The 20,186-nt window shown below is 67.8% G+C and carries 21 protein-coding genes and 1 tRNA gene; 9 read left to right on the forward strand and 13 right to left on the reverse strand.

Annotation, left to right across the window (positions count from 1 at the left end; genetic code table 11):
- Positions 1-142 precede the first annotated feature (142 nt).
- From ACO227_RS04880 to ACO227_RS04910, 7 genes are all read right to left on the reverse strand, one after another.
- Positions 143-886, reverse strand: coding sequence for a FadR/GntR family transcriptional regulator (locus ACO227_RS04880; protein WP_423605757.1), 744 nt, complete (start codon positions 884-886; stop codon positions 143-145).
- A 162-nt stretch (positions 887-1,048) separates the two neighbouring features.
- Positions 1,049-3,943, reverse strand: coding sequence for a TonB-dependent receptor (locus ACO227_RS04885; RefSeq protein WP_423605759.1), 2,895 nt, complete (start codon positions 3,941-3,943; stop codon positions 1,049-1,051).
- Between the two features lie 102 nt (positions 3,944-4,045).
- Positions 4,046-4,897 (reverse strand): rhamnogalacturonan acetylesterase, encoded by an 852-nt coding sequence (locus tag ACO227_RS04890; protein ID WP_423605761.1) that lies wholly within the window; start codon positions 4,895-4,897, stop codon positions 4,046-4,048.
- Positions 4,894-5,646, reverse strand: a complete 753-nt coding sequence (locus ACO227_RS04895; protein WP_423605762.1) for an SDR family NAD(P)-dependent oxidoreductase — start codon at positions 5,644-5,646, stop codon at positions 4,894-4,896. The genes ACO227_RS04890 and ACO227_RS04895 overlap by 4 nt, the downstream gene beginning before the upstream one ends.
- Before the next feature lie 9 nt (positions 5,647-5,655).
- A complete protein-coding gene (locus ACO227_RS04900) occupies positions 5,656-6,927 on the reverse strand; it encodes an MFS transporter (protein ID WP_423605764.1) in 1,272 nt (423 codons plus the stop codon).
- A complete protein-coding gene (locus ACO227_RS04905; protein WP_423605766.1) occupies positions 6,924-9,101 on the reverse strand; it encodes an alginate lyase family protein in 2,178 nt (725 codons plus the stop codon). Before ACO227_RS04905 ends, ACO227_RS04900 begins: the two co-directional genes overlap by 4 nt.
- Complete coding sequence (locus ACO227_RS04910; protein WP_423605768.1) at positions 9,101-11,224, reverse strand: chondroitinase-B domain-containing protein; 2,124 nt, start codon at positions 11,222-11,224, stop codon at positions 9,101-9,103. The genes ACO227_RS04905 and ACO227_RS04910 overlap by 1 nt, the downstream gene beginning before the upstream one ends.
- Positions 11,225-11,435: 211 nt before the next feature.
- On the opposite strand from ACO227_RS04910, the gene ACO227_RS04915 reads away from it, so the two are divergent.
- Complete coding sequence (locus ACO227_RS04915) at positions 11,436-11,924, forward strand: asparaginase domain-containing protein (protein WP_423605770.1); 489 nt, start codon at positions 11,436-11,438, stop codon at positions 11,922-11,924.
- Between the two features lie 25 nt (positions 11,925-11,949).
- Here ACO227_RS04915 and ACO227_RS04920 read toward each other — a convergent pair.
- The 5 genes from ACO227_RS04920 to infA form a co-directional block, all read right to left on the reverse strand.
- A tRNA-Phe gene (locus ACO227_RS04920) sits at positions 11,950-12,025 on the reverse strand.
- A 21-nt stretch (positions 12,026-12,046) separates the two neighbouring features.
- Positions 12,047-12,241 carry a DNA gyrase inhibitor YacG gene (locus ACO227_RS04925; protein WP_423605772.1) on the reverse strand — a complete coding sequence of 65 codons (195 nt, stop codon included), beginning with the start codon at positions 12,239-12,241 and terminating at the stop codon, positions 12,047-12,049.
- Positions 12,238-13,173 (reverse strand): ribonuclease, encoded by a 936-nt coding sequence (locus ACO227_RS04930; protein WP_423605773.1) that lies wholly within the window; start codon positions 13,171-13,173, stop codon positions 12,238-12,240. Before ACO227_RS04930 ends, ACO227_RS04925 begins: the two co-directional genes overlap by 4 nt.
- A 9-nt stretch (positions 13,174-13,182) precedes the next feature.
- Positions 13,183-13,752 carry a Maf family protein gene (locus ACO227_RS04935; protein WP_423605775.1) on the reverse strand — a complete coding sequence of 190 codons (570 nt, stop codon included), beginning with the start codon at positions 13,750-13,752 and terminating at the stop codon, positions 13,183-13,185.
- Positions 13,753-13,762: 10 nt separating this feature from the next.
- Complete coding sequence (gene infA / locus ACO227_RS04940; RefSeq protein ID WP_066578926.1) at positions 13,763-13,981, reverse strand: translation initiation factor IF-1; 219 nt, start codon at positions 13,979-13,981, stop codon at positions 13,763-13,765.
- Between the two features lie 153 nt (positions 13,982-14,134).
- On the opposite strand from infA, the gene ACO227_RS04945 reads away from it, so the two are divergent.
- The 7 genes from ACO227_RS04945 (at position 14,135) to ACO227_RS04975 (ending at position 18,453) form a co-directional block, all read left to right on the forward strand.
- The gene (locus ACO227_RS04945; protein WP_423605777.1) at positions 14,135-14,707 is read left to right on the forward strand and encodes a NifU family protein; all 573 of its coding nucleotides are present in this window, start codon (positions 14,135-14,137) and stop codon (positions 14,705-14,707) included.
- Entirely contained in the window at positions 14,707-15,297 is a 591-nt protein-coding gene (locus ACO227_RS04950; protein ID WP_423605778.1) for a malonic semialdehyde reductase, read from the forward strand. The genes ACO227_RS04945 and ACO227_RS04950 overlap by 1 nt, the downstream gene beginning before the upstream one ends.
- The gene (gene tsaB / locus ACO227_RS04955; protein WP_423605780.1) at positions 15,290-15,925 is read left to right on the forward strand and encodes a tRNA (adenosine(37)-N6)-threonylcarbamoyltransferase complex dimerization subunit type 1 TsaB; all 636 of its coding nucleotides are present in this window, start codon (positions 15,290-15,292) and stop codon (positions 15,923-15,925) included. Before ACO227_RS04950 ends, tsaB begins: the two co-directional genes overlap by 8 nt.
- Positions 15,922-16,398 carry a ribosomal protein S18-alanine N-acetyltransferase gene (rimI, locus tag ACO227_RS04960; RefSeq protein ID WP_423605781.1) on the forward strand — a complete coding sequence of 159 codons (477 nt, stop codon included), beginning with the start codon at positions 15,922-15,924 and terminating at the stop codon, positions 16,396-16,398. Before tsaB ends, rimI begins: the two co-directional genes overlap by 4 nt.
- A gap of 108 nt (positions 16,399-16,506) precedes the next feature.
- Entirely contained in the window at positions 16,507-16,923 is a 417-nt protein-coding gene (locus tag ACO227_RS04965) for a MucR family transcriptional regulator (protein WP_423605783.1), read from the forward strand.
- Positions 16,924-17,089: 166 nt separating this feature from the next.
- Positions 17,090-17,512 carry a Fur family transcriptional regulator gene (locus tag ACO227_RS04970; RefSeq protein WP_066578943.1) on the forward strand — a complete coding sequence of 141 codons (423 nt, stop codon included), beginning with the start codon at positions 17,090-17,092 and terminating at the stop codon, positions 17,510-17,512.
- A gap of 206 nt (positions 17,513-17,718) precedes the next feature.
- Positions 17,719-18,453, forward strand: a complete 735-nt coding sequence (locus ACO227_RS04975; RefSeq protein WP_423607257.1) for a lysophospholipid acyltransferase family protein — start codon at positions 17,719-17,721, stop codon at positions 18,451-18,453.
- On the opposite strand, the gene ACO227_RS04980 is transcribed toward ACO227_RS04975, so the two are convergent.
- Complete coding sequence (locus tag ACO227_RS04980; protein ID WP_423605785.1) at positions 18,450-19,211, reverse strand: L,D-transpeptidase family protein; 762 nt, start codon at positions 19,209-19,211, stop codon at positions 18,450-18,452. The genes ACO227_RS04975 and ACO227_RS04980 overlap by 4 nt on opposite strands.
- 247 nt (positions 19,212-19,458) lie before the next feature.
- On the opposite strand from ACO227_RS04980, the gene ACO227_RS04985 reads away from it, so the two are divergent.
- Complete coding sequence (locus ACO227_RS04985) at positions 19,459-20,178, forward strand: murein L,D-transpeptidase catalytic domain-containing protein (protein ID WP_423605786.1); 720 nt, start codon at positions 19,459-19,461, stop codon at positions 20,176-20,178.
- Positions 20,179-20,186 lie beyond the last annotated feature (8 nt).

Here is a 20,186-nt window from a genome sequence, read left to right on the forward strand (position 1 = left end):
CCGTGGCCGGCCGATCGGCGCCGGGAAGGTGCCGCCTAGGTACAATCATCATATGAATTTTCAACCCGTGCGGGCCAAAATACTGGTAGCGCTACCACATCCGGGCGTCAACGCGCGGGTCATTGCGTTTTCAGCCCAGATCTCAGCGTAACCGCGCGCTCATCAGGAAGCGTTCGCGGCTCTCCGCCGCCTTGCGCCGCAGCTCGAGGATCGCGCGCTCCTCGGTCGCGTCGAGCATCGCTTCGAGCAGCCGGTTGAAATGCTGGCGCATCGCCACGCGCGCCGCGCCGGGATCGCCTGCGCGCAAGGCATCGACGATCGCGGCGTGCTCCTGCTGGCGAGTGCGGCCGTCATGCTGGCAGACGCTGGCATAGGTGGTGCGCACCTCGGGCACCTCGGTGCGCATCCGCCAGAGCGACTTGATCACATGGATGATCGCCTGGTTGCCCGAGGCGGAGGCGATCAGCAGGTGGAATTCCTGGTCCGCCTCGGTCGACTTGTCGTCCTCGCCATCGTCTCTACCCATGATCTCGAGCAGTTCGTCGAGCCGTTCCAGCGTCTCGGGCGTGATCGTCGAGGCCGCGAGCGCCGCCGCCTCCGATTCGAACAGCGATCGCGCTTCGGTCAGCTCGAACGCGCTCACCGCCGGCGCCTCGTCGGCGCGCGCGGCCTGGCCGTCGGTGACATAGACGCCCGAGCCGGTCTTGATGCGGATGCGGCCGATCGCCTGCAGCGCGATCTCCGCCTCGCGGATCGTCACGCGGCTGACGTTGAACCGCTCGGCCAGCTCGCGCTCCCCGGGCAGGCGTGATCCGGGCGGAAACACCCCCTCGTCGATCAGCGCGGTGATCTGATCGGCAATGCTCTGGTATAGCCGGTCAACCACGGCGGTCCTCACCAATTCGCATCGCCCGATCCTTATTGCCTGCGCGCCAAAGCGCAAGCACATGCGAACGGCCCGCGCGCCCCTCCGCCCGCCCGCGGAGAGGAGGGGCGGACCGACGGAAGGGACGCGGGTCGGCGCGGTGTCGGCACCGCCGAACCGGGACTAGAGCCGGACCCGCGCGCCGATGAAGTAGCGCGGGCCGTAATAGTGATATTGGCGGATGCTGCCCTGTACCGGCATGTCGGTGATCTTGGGCGCGTCGAGGATGTTGGTCGCCTCGAACCGCAGCGAGAGGTTGCGGTTGACGTCGTAAGAGGCGCGCAGGTCGAACGTCTCGTTGTCGCGCACGTAACGCAGCTGCGTATTGCCGCCGACGAAGTCCTGATAATAGTTCGAACGGTAGTTGTAGATGCCCTGGATCGAGAAGCCGCCGAGCTGGTAGTAGAGCTGGGCCGAGACGACATGCTTCGAGAAGCCGGAAAGGCCGGCGGGCGGCACGATCCGCGGGGTCGTCACCCCCGTCGCGGGATTGAAGATCTCGCCGAGCAGAAGATCCTCATTCTCGAAATTGGTGTCGGCATAATTGTAGCTGAGCTTGCCGCCGAACCCGTCGAGCGGCTTGGGCAGCCACGAGAAGCGGTTGGCGAGCGTGATCTCGACGCCCCATAGCTGGCTCTTGTCCGGGCTGTTGGCGGTCTGGATCACCGGTACGGTCACCTGCTGCCCGCCGATCGTGAACTGCTCGTCATTCTGCACCAGCATGAAGCCGCCGCTGAACTCCTTGAAATAGAGCGTCGCCGAGAACAGCGAATCCCGATTGGGATAATATTCGAGCGCAAGGTCGCCATTCCACGACATCAGCGGCTTGAGCGCCGGGCTGCCATTGGCGCGGATCTCCGCGATCGCGTCCTCGATCGTGGTGCCGCTGGTGTCGAGGGTGAACGAGCGGCCTGCCCCCAGCGCGCTCGGCGCCGGACGCGACATCGCGCGATAGGCGGCGGCGCGCAGCAGCAGCCGGTTCGGCTGAAGCTCGAAGATCGCGTTGATGCTGGGCAGGACGCGCGTCGTCTCGCCCTTCAGCGTCACCGTCTCGAAGTCGCCCGTCGGCTGCAGCCTCACCGCACCGCCGGGCGCGGGGACCACGTCGAACGCGCTGCGCAGCCCGATCGAGGTCACCTTGGTGTTGACCACGCGAACGCCGAAATTGCCGCGCACCGGCATGGCGCCGAGATCGCCGGCATATTCGGCCATGACATAGCCGGCCAGTGTCTGCTCGGTCACGTCGCGATTGGCGGACGAACGCATTTCGGCGGGGCGGCCCGGATCCTCCGACCCGGTATATTCGCGCATCAGGCAGAGCGGATCGAAGGTCGCCCAGCTGGTGATCGTGTTGCCGCGCGCCTGCTCCAGAAAGCCGGTCTGCGGGAACTGCGTGCGGCACAGCAGGTTGATCCGCGCATCCTCGCGGCCCGCGCCCGGCGGCCCCGGCGGATTGACGGTGATCTCGTTGCGCACGTCAAAGTCGCGGAAGGTCTGCTCGGCCCAGCGCCCGCCGATCGCGATGTTGCTGATGAACCCGTCGAGCTTGTAGTCGGCGTCGAGCCGCACGCCCCAGATTTCGTTGCGCCGCTCGCTCTCGTCGCGGCGCGGGCGGGCATCATCCCAGAACAGCGCGTGGTTGTTCGGATCGAAGCGCGGGTCAAAGGTGATCGTCGGCGCGTAATTCCCCGACTTCACCTCATAGGTATAGGGCACGCGCATGTTGCTCGACGCGAAGGGTGCGGTGGAGAAGAAGTTGCGATTGCCGTTCATGTCGAACGGATCGGTGCGCAGTCGTACCTGGCGCTCGATCTCGGTGCGGATCGTGCGCGAGTAGGAGCCGTCGAGCGCCAGCGTCAGCCGGTCGCTCGCCTGCCAGCGCAGATTGGCGCCGCCCCCCAGATACTCCTCGGACCGCGCCAGATTCGACGCGGTCGATTCGATCGCACTCAGGCCGTTCATCTTCTGGATGACGCCATTCTCGTCGTAGACGACGTTGGTCAGCCCGTTGCGCATCTCCGAGATGTTGAGGTCGCGCCGGTTCTCGACGAAGGTGCGATCCGAATATTGCCCGTCGATGTTGAGCTCGACCCGGTCCGAGAATTTCCACTGGATCGCGCCGAACACCGCGTCGCGCTGGTCGGTCTCGCTGATCTGGCGCCAGGCCATCGAGTTGGGGGCCAGAAAATAGGGCGTGCCCGCATTCGCCTGCGCCGCCGTGATCGGGGTGCAGTTGCCCGCTGCGATGACCGTCGCGTTGCATGCGGTCCAGGTCGAGCTGCCCGCGACGGTCTCTTCGGGGTTGTTGGTGCTGTTGCGCTGCACGCCGATCGCGATGCCGAGCTCGCCCAGCCCGCCCAGCTCATATTGGTCGACATAAGACAGCGTCCCGCGCCAGCCCCAGGCCGAGGATCCGATCACCTTGTCCTGGTACGGGCTGTAGTTCGCCTTGATCTCGCCCTGCACGCGCATCTTGCCGAAATCGAGCGGGCGCAGCGTGCCGATGTCGATCGTGCCGGCGACCCCGCCCTCGACCAGGTCGGCCTGCTGCGTCTTGTAGATCTTGATGTTGTTGATCAGCTCCGAGGGGAACTGGTTGAAGTTGACCGAGCGATCGCCCGATCCGTTGGTCGCGTCGCGCCCGTTGAAGGTCGCGTTGCTCAGGAACGGCCCGAGGCCGCGCAGCGCGATTTCCGAGGCGCCGCCCTTCTCGCGGTGCGTGGTCGCGCCGGTGATCGTCTGGATCGCCTCGCCGACCGACAGCGCGGGCAGGTCGCCGATCTCGTCGGTCGACAGCGCGTCGACGATCGCGGTCTCGCGCTTCTTGACGTCGATCGAGGTCCGCAGGGTCTCGCGGATGCCCGAGATGACGACCTCTTCCTCTTCGGCCGGGGCGGGCTCGGGCGGCGTCTGCTCCTGCGCGGTCGCCTGCGCCGCGGCGAGCAGCGACAGCGCCGCGCTTCCCATCAGCCATGCGCGCATGCGCGCCGAGCGCTCGGCGGTTGCCGGCTTACCCATTCACCCTCTCCCTGAGTCCAATCTTTCAATTCACTGTTTGCCGGTTGACCTATAATTGTCAACCGATCTCTTATGCCTCTACCCGTAAATTGGTCCTACCAGTTACGGGACCAGCTGCGAAGCCAGCGCGGGCACGGCGCGTGCGAGGTCGTCGGCCACCAACTTCGCGAACACCCCCGCGCCGGTCTCGCCGAGATGGGTGTAGTCGAACTTGAGTGTATGCTGGCCGCGCGGCCCACCGGGCTTGATCGGCACGGGCGGGAGCCGCGCCTCTTCTGCCGGACGCGGCCTGAGCGTCGTCCCGGTCCTGGCCGCCGCGCGTTCCTCGGCGGTCGGCTCGGCCTGGGCGAGCACCATCGACTCCTCGGGCCCGAGCTTCTGCACCACCGCCGCACTGCGCCGGTTGAGGTCGACCAGCGGGGTGCTGGTCGCCGTCGCGACCTTTCGCACCTGCTCGGCCCAGCTCTCCAGCGTGTTGTCGAGCTTGCCGTCCTTGAACTGGCGCCGCGCCAGCGGGGTCACCAGTACCGGCACCGCCCCTGCCGCGCGCACCTCCTCGACCATCCTGGTCAGGTTCGCCGGAAACTCGGTGCCCTGCTCGGTCCAGCGCTCGGGCGCGCTCGACTGGTCGTTATGGCCGAACTGGATCAGCACATAGGTCGCCTTGTACCCCGGCACCTTGGCCTCCGCGAGCGCGACCGGCCACGAGCCCTCCTGGCGGTAGCTGCGCGTCGAACGCCCGCCGCGCCCGAGGTTGAGGCACGCGGTCGACGACTTGACGTGCCGCGCGCAGAACATCGACGCCCAGCCGCTGCCGACCGCCATGGTCGAATCCCCGACCAGCACGATCTTGTAGGGTTCGATCGGCGGCGCGTCGGTGCGCTCGCGGGCCTGCTGGGCATGAGCCGCCGGCACGAGCGCCAGTGCAGCGGCGGCGAGCGCGAGCCGGCTCACGAGAAAGCGAGTCCGCCGTTGATGTCGACATTCGTCCCCGTGAGGAACGAGGCGTCGCCCGAGGCGAGGAAGGCGACCGCCGCCGCGACCTCGTCCGGATGCCCCTCGCGGCGCAGCGGGGTGTTGCCGGCGGTCGCGGCGCGACCCTCGGGCTTGGAGAAGATGTCGTGGAACGAGGTGCCGATCAGGCCGGGGCACAGCGCGTTGACGCGGATTCCCTGCGGTCCCAACTCCTTCGCCCAGCTGCGCGTGATCGTCATCATCGCGCCCTTGGACGCGGCATAGACGCTCGCGCCCGGCCCGCCGCCGTCGCGCCCGGCCTGCGAGGCGATGTTGACGATCGCCGCGCCCTGTTCGAGGTGCGGCAGCGCCGCCTTGGTGACGAGGAAGGCGGACTTGAGGTTCAGGTCCATCACCGTGTCGAAGAACGCTTCGTCCATCTCGGCGAGCGTCTTGCGCGCCACCATGCCCCCGGCGCAGTTGACCAGCACGTCGATCTTGCCCCCGAACGCCTCGGTCGCGGCCTTGACCAGCCATTCCGCCTCGTCCGCCTTGGTCACGTCTGCGCGCGCGAGCAGGCCGGTGCCGCCCGCCGTCTCGATTTCGTCGAGCGTCGCCTTGGCCGCCGCCTCGTCGCTGCGATAGTTGACGACGACCTTCGCGCCCTCGCTCGCGAGCCGCAGCGAGATCGACTTGCCGATGTCGCGTCCGCCGCCGGTGACGATGGCAACCTTGTCCTTGAAACGCATGTAAGCCCCTTAGTTCTTGGTGTTGGGTTGAACGGGTTCGATCCGGCCGCCGAGCCAGATGGAAAGCAGCGAGAGCGGCACCAGCGCCGCGCCCAGGATGAAGATCGGCGCGAAGCTGGTCTCGGTCATCGCCGGCACCAGCCAGGTGGTGATCAGCGTGCCCGCGACCGCGGCCGTGCCGCTGATCCCGGCGAGCGAGCCGACCGCGCCGCCGCCGAACCAGTCGCTCGGCAAGGTCTGGATATTGTTGATCGCCACCTGGAAGCCGAACAGGATCGCCGCGATCAGCAGCACCGCATAAAGCGGTGTCGAGGCGGTCGCGGTGAGCAGCAAAGCCGGCAGCATGATCACGCAGCCCAGCGTGATCGCGGTCTTGCGCGCCTTGTCCGCGCTCCAGCCGCGCTGGATCAGTCTGCCCGACAGCCACCCGCCCGAAAGCGAGCCCGCCATCGCACCGACGAACGGCACCCAGGCGAACATGCCGATCTGCTTGACGTCGAAGCCGAAGCTCTCGTTCAAGTAGATCGGCAGCCACGACACGAACAGCCACCAGATCGGATCGAGGAAGAAGCGCCCGGCCATCACCGCCCAAGCCTGTTTGTGGCGAAGCAACTGGCCCATCGACGGCGCATAGCCATGCGGCTTGGCGTCCGTACCGACGCGCTCGTTGGCACCGAGGATATGCTCGCGCTCGGCCTTGCTCAGCCAGGGGTGCGCGTCGGGATCGGACTTGTAGACCCACAGCCACGGCAGCAGCCACAGGAAGCCGAGGATGCCGACGATCAGGAAGGTGGTGCGCCAGCCGACCACCCCGAACAGCACCGCAACCAAAGGTGCCGAGACGATCGCGCCCAGCGACGCGCCGGCGTTGAAGATGCCTTGGGCGAAGGCACGCTCGGAACGCGGGAACCAGGTGGCATTGGCCTTGGCCGCGCCGGGCCAGTTGCCCGCCTCGCTGATCCCCAGCGTACCGCGCAGCACGCCGAGCATCGCCATCGAGCGCACGAAGCTGTGCGCGGCGATCGACAGCGACCACACGATGATCGAGATGGCGAAGCCCATCCGCGTGCCGACCACGTCGAAGATCTTGCCGAACAGCGACTGGCCGAGCGCGTAGAAGACCATGAAGATGGTCACCAGCAGCGCATAGTCTTCCTTGTCGGCGCCGATGTCCTTGGCGACCTCGGGCCACATCACCGCGAGCGCGTTGCGGTCGATATAGTTGATCACGGTCGCGATCGCGATCAGCCCGATGATCCACCAGCGGAAACCCGATTTCATTTGCCTGCCTCTCCGTCGAACCGGCCGACCGGTCCGCGCCATTCGAGCTTGCGCCCGTTCACGGTGACGCTGTGCGCCTCGTCCGCATTGGTGTCCGTCGCGATCGCAACGAGGATGTGCCGCCCGCCCGTGAGCGAAATCGTCGCAACCCGCGCGCCGCCCGCCTCGGTCATCGACAAGCCCGTCACCGCGCTGCGGCTGTTGGTCGTCGTCTCGGTCGCGGCGTCGTAGCGGCCGTGCGGCTCGACCAGGCTCAGGAACACGGCGTCACCCGCACCCTCGATCCGCTGGATCACCACTGGCTCGCGCCGCAGGTTGAAGCGCGGATCGTTGGCGCCGCTCTCGGCAAGGATCGCCTGCGCCCCCGCGGTCGCCATGCGATAGGTGTAGAAGCGCCCACCGGTGATCCAGGTCACCCGCCCCTGTCCATTGGCGAGCGGCGAGGTCGCATCGACCCACAGATGCTGATAGCCATTGGCCTTGCCCAGCGCCGGCCGCGCAGTCACGTTCGATGCGAGCTTCAAATCGGTGTCGATGATGTGCCCGGCAAAGTGCAGCGGCAGGTCGTAGGTCGCCTTGCCGGCGTTCTTGACGGTGAGCAGGTCGAGCACCAGCGGCGAGGCTTTCGCCCCCATATCGAGTTGCACCAGCGCGCGGCGGAAGGTGACGCCGGGATAGGCCCCGGCCATCTCGCCGATCGACCAGCGCGCCGGCCCCTCGCCCTTGAACGCGAGCTGCACCGGCGCCACCGCCTCGGCGGGCTTGAGCTTGGCGCCAAAATGGCTGGTCTCGTCCACCACCAGCGTATTGTGCGCGATGGTCTGCTGCGCCCAGCTGTCATTCTCGGGCAGATAGCGCCCGCCGTCCTTGGCCTCGATGTTGAGGAAGCGCGCCGCGCCATAGTCGGTCACGATCGCATTGCCATTGTCGTAGAGCAGCCAATTGAGCTTGTCGAAATGGCCATGGCCCATGCCCTGCGCGGTGTTCTTGGCGACGACGACCTGCGCCGTCTCCTCAGGCCCCGAGCGCAGGATCGCGAGCGCCCCGTCCTTGCCCTCGGGCCCGTCGCGCAGCAGCGTCGAGGCGAAGGCAAACGGCTTGGCCTTGCCCGCCGCGATGTCGCGCGCGACCGCAAAGCCCTGCGGCGACAGCGCGACCTTGCCTTGCCATTGCGCGATCCCGAGCAGTCCGGCGTCGCCGCTCGCGGCATAGCCGATCGCCACCCCCTGATAGAGCTCCTCGGTCCTGAGGCTCTTGTCGGGCATCGCGTCGTTGATCGGGAAGAAATAGCCCGAATAGGTCGTCTGCACCGCGGTGCGGATCGCCTTGAGCACGATCCCGTCGCGATATTCGAAGATCTTCCGCTCGGGCTCGTTGTCCTGGATCGCCTGCGCGAACACCATGAAGGGCTGGAGCGCATAGCGCTGGTAATAAGGCCCCTCGGCATAATAGCCGTCGGGCGAGAAGAGCAGGTCGAGCTGGCGCAGGAAGCCGACCTTGCCGCTGCGGTCGCTACCCTTGAGCGCCTGTTCCACCAAAGTCCTGTCGCGCAGCACATAGCCGGTCATGCCGACCCCGGCATTGGCCCAGGTCGAATGATTGTGGATGCGGTCGAAGGTGTTGGGCTCGCCGGTCAGGAACGCGGCCATGCGGCGGAACACCTGATCGTCGATCGTCTTGCGCTCGGCGGGCGTGAGATCGCCACGCACCGCGTCGTAACCCTGGATCGCGTGCACCAGCCACACGCTGTCGTTGAGGCTCTGCCAGAACAGCCGCCCCGGCACCTGGTTCGCCGCCGCCGGATGCCTGCCCAGCCCCGGATAGAGCTTCGCGTACGCCAGCAGCATGTCGCGGACATAGTCGGCGTAGCGCTTGTCGCCGGTCACCCGGTAGAGCGTCCCAGCCAGCTGGATCAGCTTGTAATTGTCCTTGTGCCGCTCGTGCGTCGGCCCGCCGCCGCGATCCTTCGGCACCGGCACGTCGATCCCGGCGCGCATCCCCGCCGCGACCGCCCTGCGCGCGTTCTCGAGCTCGCGCGCGAACAGCGGCGCGCGGGCGCCCTCGGCTGCCATCGCGCGATAGGCCTCGGTGCTGGCGAGCACCGGTGCGGTCGCGTCCTGCGCGAAGACGGGCGTCGCTGTCGCCAGCAGCGCTGCGGCAAGGGCCAGGCGCATCACGGGCGCCCCACCACGACGTTGCCCGCCACCACGACATCGGGCGCGCCCTGCGGGTAGAGCTTGGTCACCTTGGGCTCGGGCGTCGCGGCGAAGCGGTTGTCGGTGATCCGCACCACCGGCGCGCCCACGCTGTTGGCGATCTCGATCCCGTCCGCTTCGGCGAAGCGGTTGCGCACGATCTCGATCGACTGCACGCCGGACAGCCGCACCTTGCCGCGGCGCGCGACCGCATTGTTCGTCATCACGAAGCGCGGGCCGAAGGTGCTCTCGTCGGTCCCGAGCCGCGCGACATCGGCGACCGTCGCGACTTCGGCGAAGCTGTTGTCGGTGATCTCGATCTGCTCGGCGCTGTAGAGCCCCTTGCTCCCGGTCTCCGCCGCCGCCGCGACCACCGCGCCGCTCACCTTGGCGAAGCTCGACCCGCGGATCTCGACCTTCTCGGCAAAGGTGCCCGGCGTCGCCGCATAGACGTCGAAGTTCGGCGCGTTGAGGTCCTGCACCGCGACGTTCTCGAGCGCGACGCGATAGTTGTACGCGCTCACCGCCTGCGGCGCGCGCACCAGCGCGTTGCGCGCGGTGCCGGTCGCCTCGGCGCCGGACAGCGTCACGCCGCGCAGCGTCAGGCTCCCGCCGGGGAACAGCTGGAACAGCGTCACGCCCAGGCTCTCGATCACCGCCTCGCGCGGGCCGGTGATCGTCAGCGGGTGTGCGATGGCGACGGGACCCAGCACGCGGTGCACCCCCGCCGCCACGCGGATCGTGTCGCCCGGCGCGGCCGCAGCCACCGCCTTCGCCAGCGCGTCGGCCTGCGCCGGCGCGTCGATTTGCCGCCCGGCGGCGACCGCGGGCACGTCCTTGGGATACCAGGCGGGACCTGCTTCCTCGCGCTTGAGCGGCACCAGGTCGCGCGGCGCGCCCGCGTCCACCGCCGCATCGACCGGATAGAGCAGACCGTTGGCGGCGCGCTCGAGCTTCACCGCCCCGCGCACATTGCCCGCCATCGCGATGCCCGAGACATCGCCTTCGTTGCGCACGATGTCCTTGCCGTCGGCATTGACGATCAGGTTGCGCTCGAACCGGCTGCTCACCGGCGGCGCGCTGCGCTCGGCGTCGGCACCGGCGCCGAAGGTGATTCGCGCCGCCTCGATGATCGAATTACGCTCGATCCGCGCATTGGCGACCTGATGATAGCGGTTGATCACCGAGTTCGGCACGCCGTTCATCACCGCGATCGCGCTCAGAAACGAGGTGCCGGTGACCCCCTCCAGATAATTATCGCGCACCACTTGGTCGCGATTGATCACCCGGATCCCGCCGGTGCTCGGCTTGCCCTTGCCGAGGAAGACGTTGCGCTCGACCAGGTTGCCGTTGCCATGGCGCAGCACGATCGCACCCTGCGACTCGACGATCATGTTGCCGCGGATGACGTTGCCGCCCGACTTGATCGAGACGATTTCGACCTCGCCGTCGCATTTCTCGAACCAGTTGCGCTCGATCACCGTCTTCGAATCGCTGAGCGATTCATCGCTCGTGCCGATGCGGATCGTCTCGCCGCCGTTCGAGCCGAGCGGCGGGCGCGGACCGAAATAATTATGGTCGATTCGTGCGCGGTTCTCCTGCGGCTGACCCTTGGGCCGGATCACCGCGAGCGTCACCCCGGCATTGCCCTTGCCCGCGAACCATGAATGGTCGACGCGGTTGTCCGCGCCATAGATCGCGACCCAGATGTCCTCGGCGCGGCGGTCGGGGTTGGTGAAATTGTCGACCACGATGCCGGTCAGCCGCGTGTCGCTCGCGACCGTCTTCGAATCGCGGCGCAGCGCGATCAGCTCCTTGGTGGGCGAGAAGCCGTCGCGGAAGACGAGGTTCGACACCACCAGATGCTTGCCGCCGATGCGCAGGTTGGATTTGCCCGCGATCACCACCTTGCCCGGGGTCTGCGCGGTCAGCGTGATCGGCTTGTCCGCAGCGCCGGTACCGGTGAACACGATCTGGAAGTCGCGCCATTCGCCGTCGGCCAGGACGATGCGGTCGCCCGGCGCGGCCTTCCTGACCGCGGCTGAATAGGCGTCCTGGTCGCGCACCAGATGGTCGGCGGCGAAGGCCGGTGCTGCCATCATCAACATGGCAAAGGCCAATGATCCGCCCACCCGCATCCGCCGCTCCCATGATTCTGTTCTGCCGATTGGACTAATCAACTGGCATGAACTCTTCAAGGGCTGATTATACCACTTATGTAAATTGGTATGATGCCGGTGGCGGCGAGCAGCTTCCGGGGCGAGTCAGCGGGTGCGTCTTTGCCGTGTCGCGCGCCGCGGCTATAGGCGCCGCATGGCAGACATTCTCGTCCTCACCACCGGCGGCACGATCGACAAGCTCTATTTCGACGCGCTGAGCGAGTATCAGATCGGCGACAGCGTGGTCTCGCGGCTGCTCGCCGTGGCGCGCGCCGCATGCGACGTGCGCATCGTCGAACTGATGCGCAAGGACAGTCTCGAACTCACCGACGAAGACCGCGCCGCGATCGCCGAGGCCGCGCACACCGCGCCCGAGCAGCGCATCATCATCACCCACGGCACCGACACGATGACGCAGACCGCCGCGGCGCTGACCGGCATCCCGGACAAGCGTATCGCGCTGCTTGGCGCGCTCGCCCCGGCGCGCTTCGCCGAGAGCGACGCCGCCTTCAACCTCGGCATGGCCTTCGCCACGGTCCAGATCGCGCCGGGCCCCGGCGTGTGGATCGCGATGAACGGCACCGTCTTCCCCGCCGGCAGCGTGCGCAAGGACCGGACGAGCAACAGTTTCGTTCCGGTCTAGCGCGTTATCGCCGATCTCGGGGAAATGGTGCCCGGGGACGGAGTCGAACCGCCGACACTGCGATTTTCAGTCGCATGCTCTACCAACTGAGCTACCCGGGCACGTAACGGGAAGGCGCGCTCTTAGTCGCGGGGTTCGCCCCTGTCCAGCCCGCTTTGTGCGCCTTCCACATCATCGGGATCGATCGCCGCGCCAGGCAGGCGATAGCCCTCGCCCAGCCATTGCAGCAGATCGCGATCCTTGCAGCCGCGGCTGCAGAAGGGCTTGAACGCCGGATCGGGGGTGTTGCCGCAGATCGGGCAATCGTCGCGTTTCACATCTGCTCCACAAACTCGGTGCGCCCGCCGGTGCGGCGGTGCAGCTCGGCAAGCCATCCGGGCTCGCGCTCCAGACGCCGCAACAGGACGGCAGGCAGTATATGGGTATCGGGCGCGGGCGGGGGAAGGCGTTCGAGCCGCCGCAGCTCGGCACGCAGCGCCGCGCCCGCGGGATCCGCCGCGAGCAGCTCGGGCAGCGACATGCGCGTCCGCCGCCGCACGATCTGGAGAAAGCCGAAGCCGTTCATCGACGTCCGCTCGAACGGCTGCGGCAGCGCAGCGTCGATCGCTTCGGCGACGGCATTGCGCTCGGCCTTGTTGGCGAGCGTCGGGAAGTCGATGCCGACCGAACCGGTGATCTCCATCCGCTCCATCGCCTGCGCGACCGCATGCGCCGCGCTGATCGAGAGCACGCCCAGCGGCGCCGGGCCATCGACGTCGAACAAGGTCATCGCGGGCGTCACCGCCATCCGCAGCGCGCCACCCGCAAAACCGATCTCGCCGGTCGCGGCCTCCTCGAGCAGCTCGGACCATCCGGCGTCCTCGAGCAGGTCGGGCTCGTGCGCGCGCAGCTGGCGCACCGGCAGATCGGTCGCCTTGATCCGGGTGAGCAGGTCGGGGCCCGGCATCGGCGGCGCATCGGCCGGCACGGCCTTGGGCAGCTTGGCGCGGCCTTTCTCGGCGATCGGCTCGCGCACGATCCGCACGGTGAAGCTCGCGCCCTGCGTGATGCCGGGCGGCAGCGGGTCGCAGAGCGCCTCCTCGCCGGTGTCGAGCGCGACCTTGCCGGTGATGCGGTCGATCAGGCGCGCGCGCGCGACCGTGCCGGCGCGAAGGCCCGGCAGCTCGATCGCCGCCTTCCAGATCACGCCGCGCGCGACCAAAGCCGCGCGGTTCTCGCCGATCCCGGCCTCGTAGAGCCACTCAGCCAAGGGCCGACCTCACGACAAGGGGTATCCAGCGCTCTCCAGCAGCGCGCGCGTGTCGAACAGCGGCAGCCCGACCACCCCCGAATGCGTGCCCGACAGGAAGCGCACGAACGCCTCGGCGCGGCCCTGGATGGCGTAGCCGCCGGCCTTGCCCAGCCCCTCGCCGCACGCGACATAGCGGTCGATCTCCGCCGCGCTCAGCCGCTTGAACGCCACGATCGTGTCGGCGAGGCGCACGCGCGCACGGCCATCGAGCCCGATCACGCAGACGGCGGACAGGCAATGGTGGCGGCGGCCCGACAACGCGGCGAGCAGTTCGCGCTGCACCGCTTCGGTCTCGGCCGGGGGCAGGATGCGGCGGCCGAGCGCGATGGTGGTGTCGCCTGCGACGACGATCTCGTCCTCCGCCCGCGCCACCGCGCGCGCCTTCGCTTCGGCGAGCCGTACCGCGTACACGCGCGGCAGCTCGCCCTTGAGCGGATTCTCGTCGATATGGGGACCCACCACCCGGTCGGGCATCACGCCGATCCGCGCGAGCAGGTCGCGGCGGCGCGGCGATGTCGAGGCAAGTACGAGCCGCACCGGCCCGGCCTTATTTGAAGCGATAGGTGATGCGGCCCTTGGTCAGGTCGTAGGGCGTCAGTTCGACGAGGACTTCGTCGCCCACCAGGACGCGGATGCGGTTCTTGCGCATCTTGCCGGCGGTGTGACCGAGAATCTCGTGATCATTCTCGAGCCGGACGCGGAACATCGCGTTGGGGAGCAGCTCCACCACGCGGCCGCGCATTTCAAGCAGTTCTTCCTTGGCCAAACAAACCTCTTGGGAACGGTACGGAAAAAGACGCGGTGCCTTACTCTTCCTCGACGCAAAAGGAAAGCGGCCGTGTCTGTGCTTGTCCACGGCGAACAAAGCGTTTCCGCTTCCTTGCTTGATGCGGCGGGGGTTCGGGGCCAAATGAACCCCATGCTGATCGAGACCGAAGCCACGCCCAACCCGGCGACCCTGAAGTTCCTGCCCGGCCGCACCGTGATGGATGCCGGCACGCGCGATTTCGCGACCCCGGAAGAGGCCGAGGCCTCGCCGCTCGCCGAAGCGCTGTTCAACCTCGGCGACGTCACCGGCGTGTTCTTCGGCCGCGACTTCATCTCGGTCACCGCCGCGCCCGGGGTCGAGTGGACCGGGCTCAAGCCCGATGTGCTCGCGATCCTGCTCGACCATTTCAGCGCCAGCATGCCGCTGTTCCGCCCGGGCACCGCCGCGGGTTTCTCGGTTCCGCCCGAGGAGGCCCTCGCCGACAATCCCGAGGATGCGGACATCGTCGCGCAGATCAAGGAGCTGATCGAGACGCGCGTGCGCCCCGCGGTCGCCAATGACGGCGGCGACATCGTCTATCGCGGCTTCGACAAGGGGAAGGTCTATCTCCAGATGCAGGGCGCCTGCTCGGGCTGCCCTTCCTCGACCGCGACGCTCAAGAACGGGATCGAGCAGCTGCTCAAATATTATGTGCCCGAGGTCACCGAAGTGCGCGCCGTCTGATGGGCACGCCGCTCGACGAGGCGGGCCTCGACACGATCTTCCGCACCGCCCGCACTTACAACGGCTATCTGCCGGGCGAGGTGACCGAGGCGGATATCCGCGCGATCTACGAGCTGCTCAAGATGGGGCCGACCTCGGCCAACATGCAGCCCGCGCGTTTCGTCTGGTGCCTGTCGCAAGAAGCCAAGGACAAGCTCGCCGACTGCGCGACCGGCGCCAATCCGCCCAAGATCCGCAAGGCGCCCGCCGCGGTGGTGATCGGCATGGACTATGATTATCACGAGCAGCTGCCCTGGCTGTTCCCCCACACCGACGCCAGGAGCTGGTTTCCCGACCCCGACGCGCGCAAGATCCACGCGCTGCGCAACGGATCGCTGCAGGGCGCCTATCTGCTGATCGCCGCGCGCGCGCTCGGCTTCGACACCGGCCCGATGTCGGGGATCGACTTCGCGGCGACCGACCGCGCCTTCTTCGCCGATCAGCCTTCGGTCCATACCAATTTCATCGCCACGATCGGCCGCGGCGACCCCGCGAGCATCTTCGGCCGCAGCCCGCGCCCGGTCTTCGAGCAGTTCAACAAGATTGCCTGACACGACCATCCCGCTCACGCTTGTCATCGAGACCGCCACCGCCGCCTGCTCGGTCGCGCTGATCCGCGACGGCGTGGTGGTGGCAGCGCGTCACGAGGACGTCGGCCGAGGCCATGCCGAGCGGCTGGTCCCGATGATCGCCGAGCTGCCCGATGGCGGCCGCGCCGGCCGCATCCTCGTCGATTGCGGGCCCGGCAGCTTCACCGGCATCCGCGTCGGCATCGCCGCTGCGCGCGGGCTCGCGCTCGGCTGGAGCGCCGAGGTGGCGGGCTTCTCGTCGTTGCCATTGGTCGCCGCCGCCGCACTCGCCGCCGATCCGGCGCTCGATGCGCTTGCCGTCGTCCTCGAAGGCGGACATGGTGAGGTCTTCATGCAGGCCTTTACCCGACCGCTGGCCGAAACCGGCCCCTTTGCCTCGCGCCGACCCGACGCGGCGCTGGCCGCGCTCGGCGGCCGCCCGGCGATCGGCAACGGCGTTCGTCACGTCGCCGCGCTCGCCCCCGGGCTCGACCTGCGCGAGGCGCTGCCCCGGGCAGCCGACGCCGCGCTGCTTCCGCCCGGCTTCACCACGCTCCCGGCCCGGCCCATCTATGGCCGTGCGCCGGACGCCAAGCCGCTCGCGTCATGAGCACCGCGCCGCAACTGGTCGAGATCGTCCATGGCCGCCCAGCCGATCTGCCGGTGATCAACGCGATCATGGCCGAGGCGTTCGACCCACGCTTCGGCGAAGCCTGGACCCCCAGCCAGTGCATGGGGATGATCGCATTGCCGGGCGTGTGGTTCAGCATCGCGTGGAGCGGCGCGCAACCCGCCGGCTTCGCCCTCGCCCGGGCGGCGGTCGACGAAGCCGAGCTGCTGCTGCTCGCCATCCGCCCCGCGATGCGCCGCCGCGGCATCGGCACCGCGCTGCTGCGTTCGATCGTCGCCGATTCGCGCGAGCGCGGCGCGGCGGTGCTGCATCTTGAGGTGCGCGCCAACAACGACGCGGTCCGCCTCTATCGCGCCGAAGGTTTCGACAAGATCGGTGAACGGCGCGAATACTATCGCGGAAAAGAGGGCAAACTGTTCGATGCCCACACCTTTTCGCGCAAGATCGACTGAATCGACGAACAGCATTCGTACTGGACTTGCAATTGTTCCGCTTCGGATCGATAGGCTGTCGCGCGGTGTGTAACCTTGCTGCCGCGGCACCAGTTCGAAAGGATCACAATGGACGCCCAGAACGACATGCAGGAAACGCTGGTCACGCTAACCGCCGATATTGTTGCCGCACATGTCAGCAACAATAGCGTCGCCGTTTCCGACCTTCCGTTGCTGATCGCCAATGTCCATGGCGCGCTTGCGGGCCTGGGTACCAAGGCAGCCGAGCCGGAAGTCAAGAAGCAGGAACCGGCGGTGTCGATCCGTTCGTCGATCAAGCCGGACTATATCGTCTGCCTCGAGGACGGGAAGAAGCTCAAGATGCTGAAGCGGCACCTGATGACGCACTATCAGATGACGCCGGAACAGTATCGCGCCAAGTGGAACCTGCCCGCCGACTATCCGATGGTCGCGCCCAACTATGCCGAGCAACGTCGCAGCCTGGCCAAGAAGATCGGCCTCGGCACCAAGCGCCGCAAGCGCTGAGGTTTTTGGCGCCAGCCCGCTCCCCACCCGGCCACCCAGCGAGTGTACCGGGTAGCGGCAGCTGGCGCCGCATCCAGCGAACGCCGGCCGGGCCATGGGTCCGGCCGGCGTTTGCTGTTTCTCCGGTCCCCTTTTCCGTGGCGGTCATAAGCGCTACATCACCGCCATGGCCCGCAAGATCGATCTCGAAGCCCTTTGCCATGAAAAGGGTCTCCGCATCACCGAGCAGCGCAAGGTGATCGCCCGCGTCCTCTCCGAAGCGGAGGACCATCCCGATGTCGAGAAGGTCTATGCCCGCGCCTCGGCGATCGATCCCGGCATCTCGATCGCGACGGTCTACCGCACCGTCCGGCTGTTCGAGGAGGCGGGGATTCTCGACCGCCACGATTTCGGCGACGGCCGCGCGCGCTACGAGCCCGCGCCCGAGGCGCATCACGACCATCTGATCGACGTCGAGACGGGCAAGGTGATCGAGTTCGTCGATCCCGAGCTCGAGCTGCTCCAGAAGCAGATCGCCGAGCGCCTGGGCTTCCGCCTCGTCGATCACCGCATGGAACTCTACGGCGTCGCGCTCGACCGCAAGGCGTAGGCCTGTTGGCCGAAGCCTCGCGAAATGAGGACGCAGGCCTGTTGGCCGGGGCTTCGACAGGCAGCGCTGAGCCTTTGAGGGCCGGCGGAGATCCGAGGCGCCTCGACGCCGCAAAGGGTCTCACGACCGAGCTGACCCCGTCCGAATCCTTTCGCTTCTGGCGTCGCGTCGGGCTGCTGCTGCTCGCGGTGCTCACGCATGTGCCGATGCACTATCTGTGGCGGCTGTTGCGGCTGCCTTCGCCCTGGCCGCGCTGGTTCCTGCGCCGTGCGGGGCGGATCGCGGGCGCGCGCGTCGAGGTGATCGGCACGCCGCTGCGCCGCGATGTCTTCTACGTCTCCAACCACCTCTCCTGGATCGACATCCTCGCGCTCGGCGGCGCCAGCGGGACCGCGTTCGTCGCCAAGGCGGAGATCGGCACGGCGCCGGTGGTCGGCTGGCTTGCAAGCCTCAATCGCACCGTCTACGTCAAGCGCGAGAACCGCATGGGCGTCGCCGAGCAGATCAACGAGCTGCGCGACGCGCTTGCCGAGAACTGGGCGATCACGGTCTTCCCCGAAGGCACCACCACCGACGGCAAGTCGCTGCTGCCGTTCAAGACGCCGATGCTGCGCGTGCTCGAGCCGCCCCCACCGGGCGTGATGGTCCAGCCCGTGCTCCTCTATTATGGCGAGGTCGGGGAGGAGATCGGCTGGATCGGCGAGGAGAGCGGGATCAACAATGCGCGCCGCGTGCTCGCGCGCAGGCACAGCTTCGCGCTGCGCATCACCTTCCTCGATCCCTTCGACCCGCGCGATTTCCCGGGCCGCAAGGCCATCGCCGCGGAAAGCCGCCGTCGCATCGAGGACGCTTTGGTCGCCGCGCTCGGAGGCCCGCTGCGCCCATTTGCCTGGGCGGTCGCGCCGGTGAACTATGCGGGACCGACGCCCGCTACGGACTAGCGCCGGCGCTGCCGCGGCTTCTGCGCCACCGGCTTCAGCGGGGCATAGGGGACGCCGCCGTCGCTCACCACGTCGCGCATCTCCACCGCGCGGATGATCACGTCGTTGCTCGCGGTGACGACGTCGAACCCGGCGATGCGGAACGCCGCGAGATCGGCGCGCAGGAAGGGCGGGTCGGGCACCTTGGCGATCTGTTCGGGCACCAGCCGCGGCACCCCGCGCCGCACGCGCGGATCGACGATCTCATAGTCCACCACCGACACCGATGTGCCGAGCTCGGTGATCTCGAACAGCCGCCGCGCGAACTCGCGCGGGAAGCGGATGCAGCCGTGCGACGCGGGATAGCCCGGCAGATGCCCGGCATGCAGCGCGATCCCGGTCCAGGTCAGCCGCTGCATGAACGGCATCGGCGCGTTGCTGTAGAGGTTGGAGCGGTGGAACACCCGCTTCTGCAGGATGGTGAAGTCGCCCGGCGGGGTCGACTTGCCGCGCTTGCCGGTCGATACCGTGGACGCGGCGATCAGCACGCCGTCGCGATAGATATAGGCGATCTGACCCGGCAGGCTGATCAGGATCGAGATCGCGCCCGGCCCGCCGGCCTTCTGATACGCCGCTTCCTCCAGCCAGGCCCATTGCCCGTTGCGCAGCAGCACCTCGTCGGTTCCGGCGGCGCGAACCTGTTGCGCGGCGGCGGGTATCGCGGCGGCGAGCGCGAGCCCAAGCCCGCCCGCCAGCACCGTCCGATACCCTGCCCGCACTAGGTGATTCTCCGCCTCGACTCGCCCATGGTTAATGGCGATTCATCGAATTCGTGCCATGCAGGTGCACCGATTCAAAGCTGAATCCGTGAACGGCACGGTCCTGTTCCGGGCCGGCGAACCACGACAAACCGGGCCGCAGGCGGGGTGAAGTGGTGTCAAAGCGGGAACATGTTCAGGCGAATCGCGACGATCATTTGCTATATTCCTAGGAGAGAGCGAGTTTTTGTCGGGGCGCAGAGAGCGCATGAGTGAGATGATGGAAGCCGTGGCCTCGCGCCGCGCGTTTTTGAAGTCGGCGGCTGCGGTCGCGGGTACCGGGCTGCTTGCCGGCTGTGCCGCGCGCACCGTCTCGACCGCAGCGGTTCCGGCTCCGCCGGTTCCCGTCCCCACCCCGCCGCCGGTCGCGACTCCCGTGGTCCAGCCGGCGCGCACGGCGGTCGTCGCCCCGCGCGGCATCCGGCCCGAGCTGTTCCAGCGCGCGATGGCCGCGCTCCAGCGCCATGGCAGCCGTATCCGACAGCAGGACCGGATCGCGATCGCGGATTTCTCGCTGCCTTCCTCGCGGCTGCGCTTCCATCTCGTCGACCTGCACAATGGCGCCACGCGCTCGATGCTCGTCGCGCACGGCATCGGCTCGGATCCCGAGCATACCGGCATGCTCCAGCGCTTCTCGAACGAGGTGAATTCGGAAGCGACCTGCGAGGGCGCGTTCCTCGCGTCCAACTATTATGTCGGCCAGCACCAGCTGTCGCAGCGGCTGATCGGCCTCGATCCGACCAACAACAACGCACTCGACCGCGCGATCGTGATCCACGCCGCCTGGTATTCGAACGCCGACATGATCGCCAAGCACGGCAAGCTCGGCCGCAGCCAGGGCTGTTTCGCGGTGGGTGAGCGGGAGCTGGACAAGGTGTTCACGCTGCTCGGCGAAGGCCGCATGATCTACGCCGAAAAGAGCGCCTGATCCGGGTT

This window comes from Sphingomonas sp. MS122 (assembly GCF_049532975.1).
Taxonomy (GTDB): Bacteria; Pseudomonadota; Alphaproteobacteria; order Sphingomonadales; family Sphingomonadaceae; genus Sphingomonas.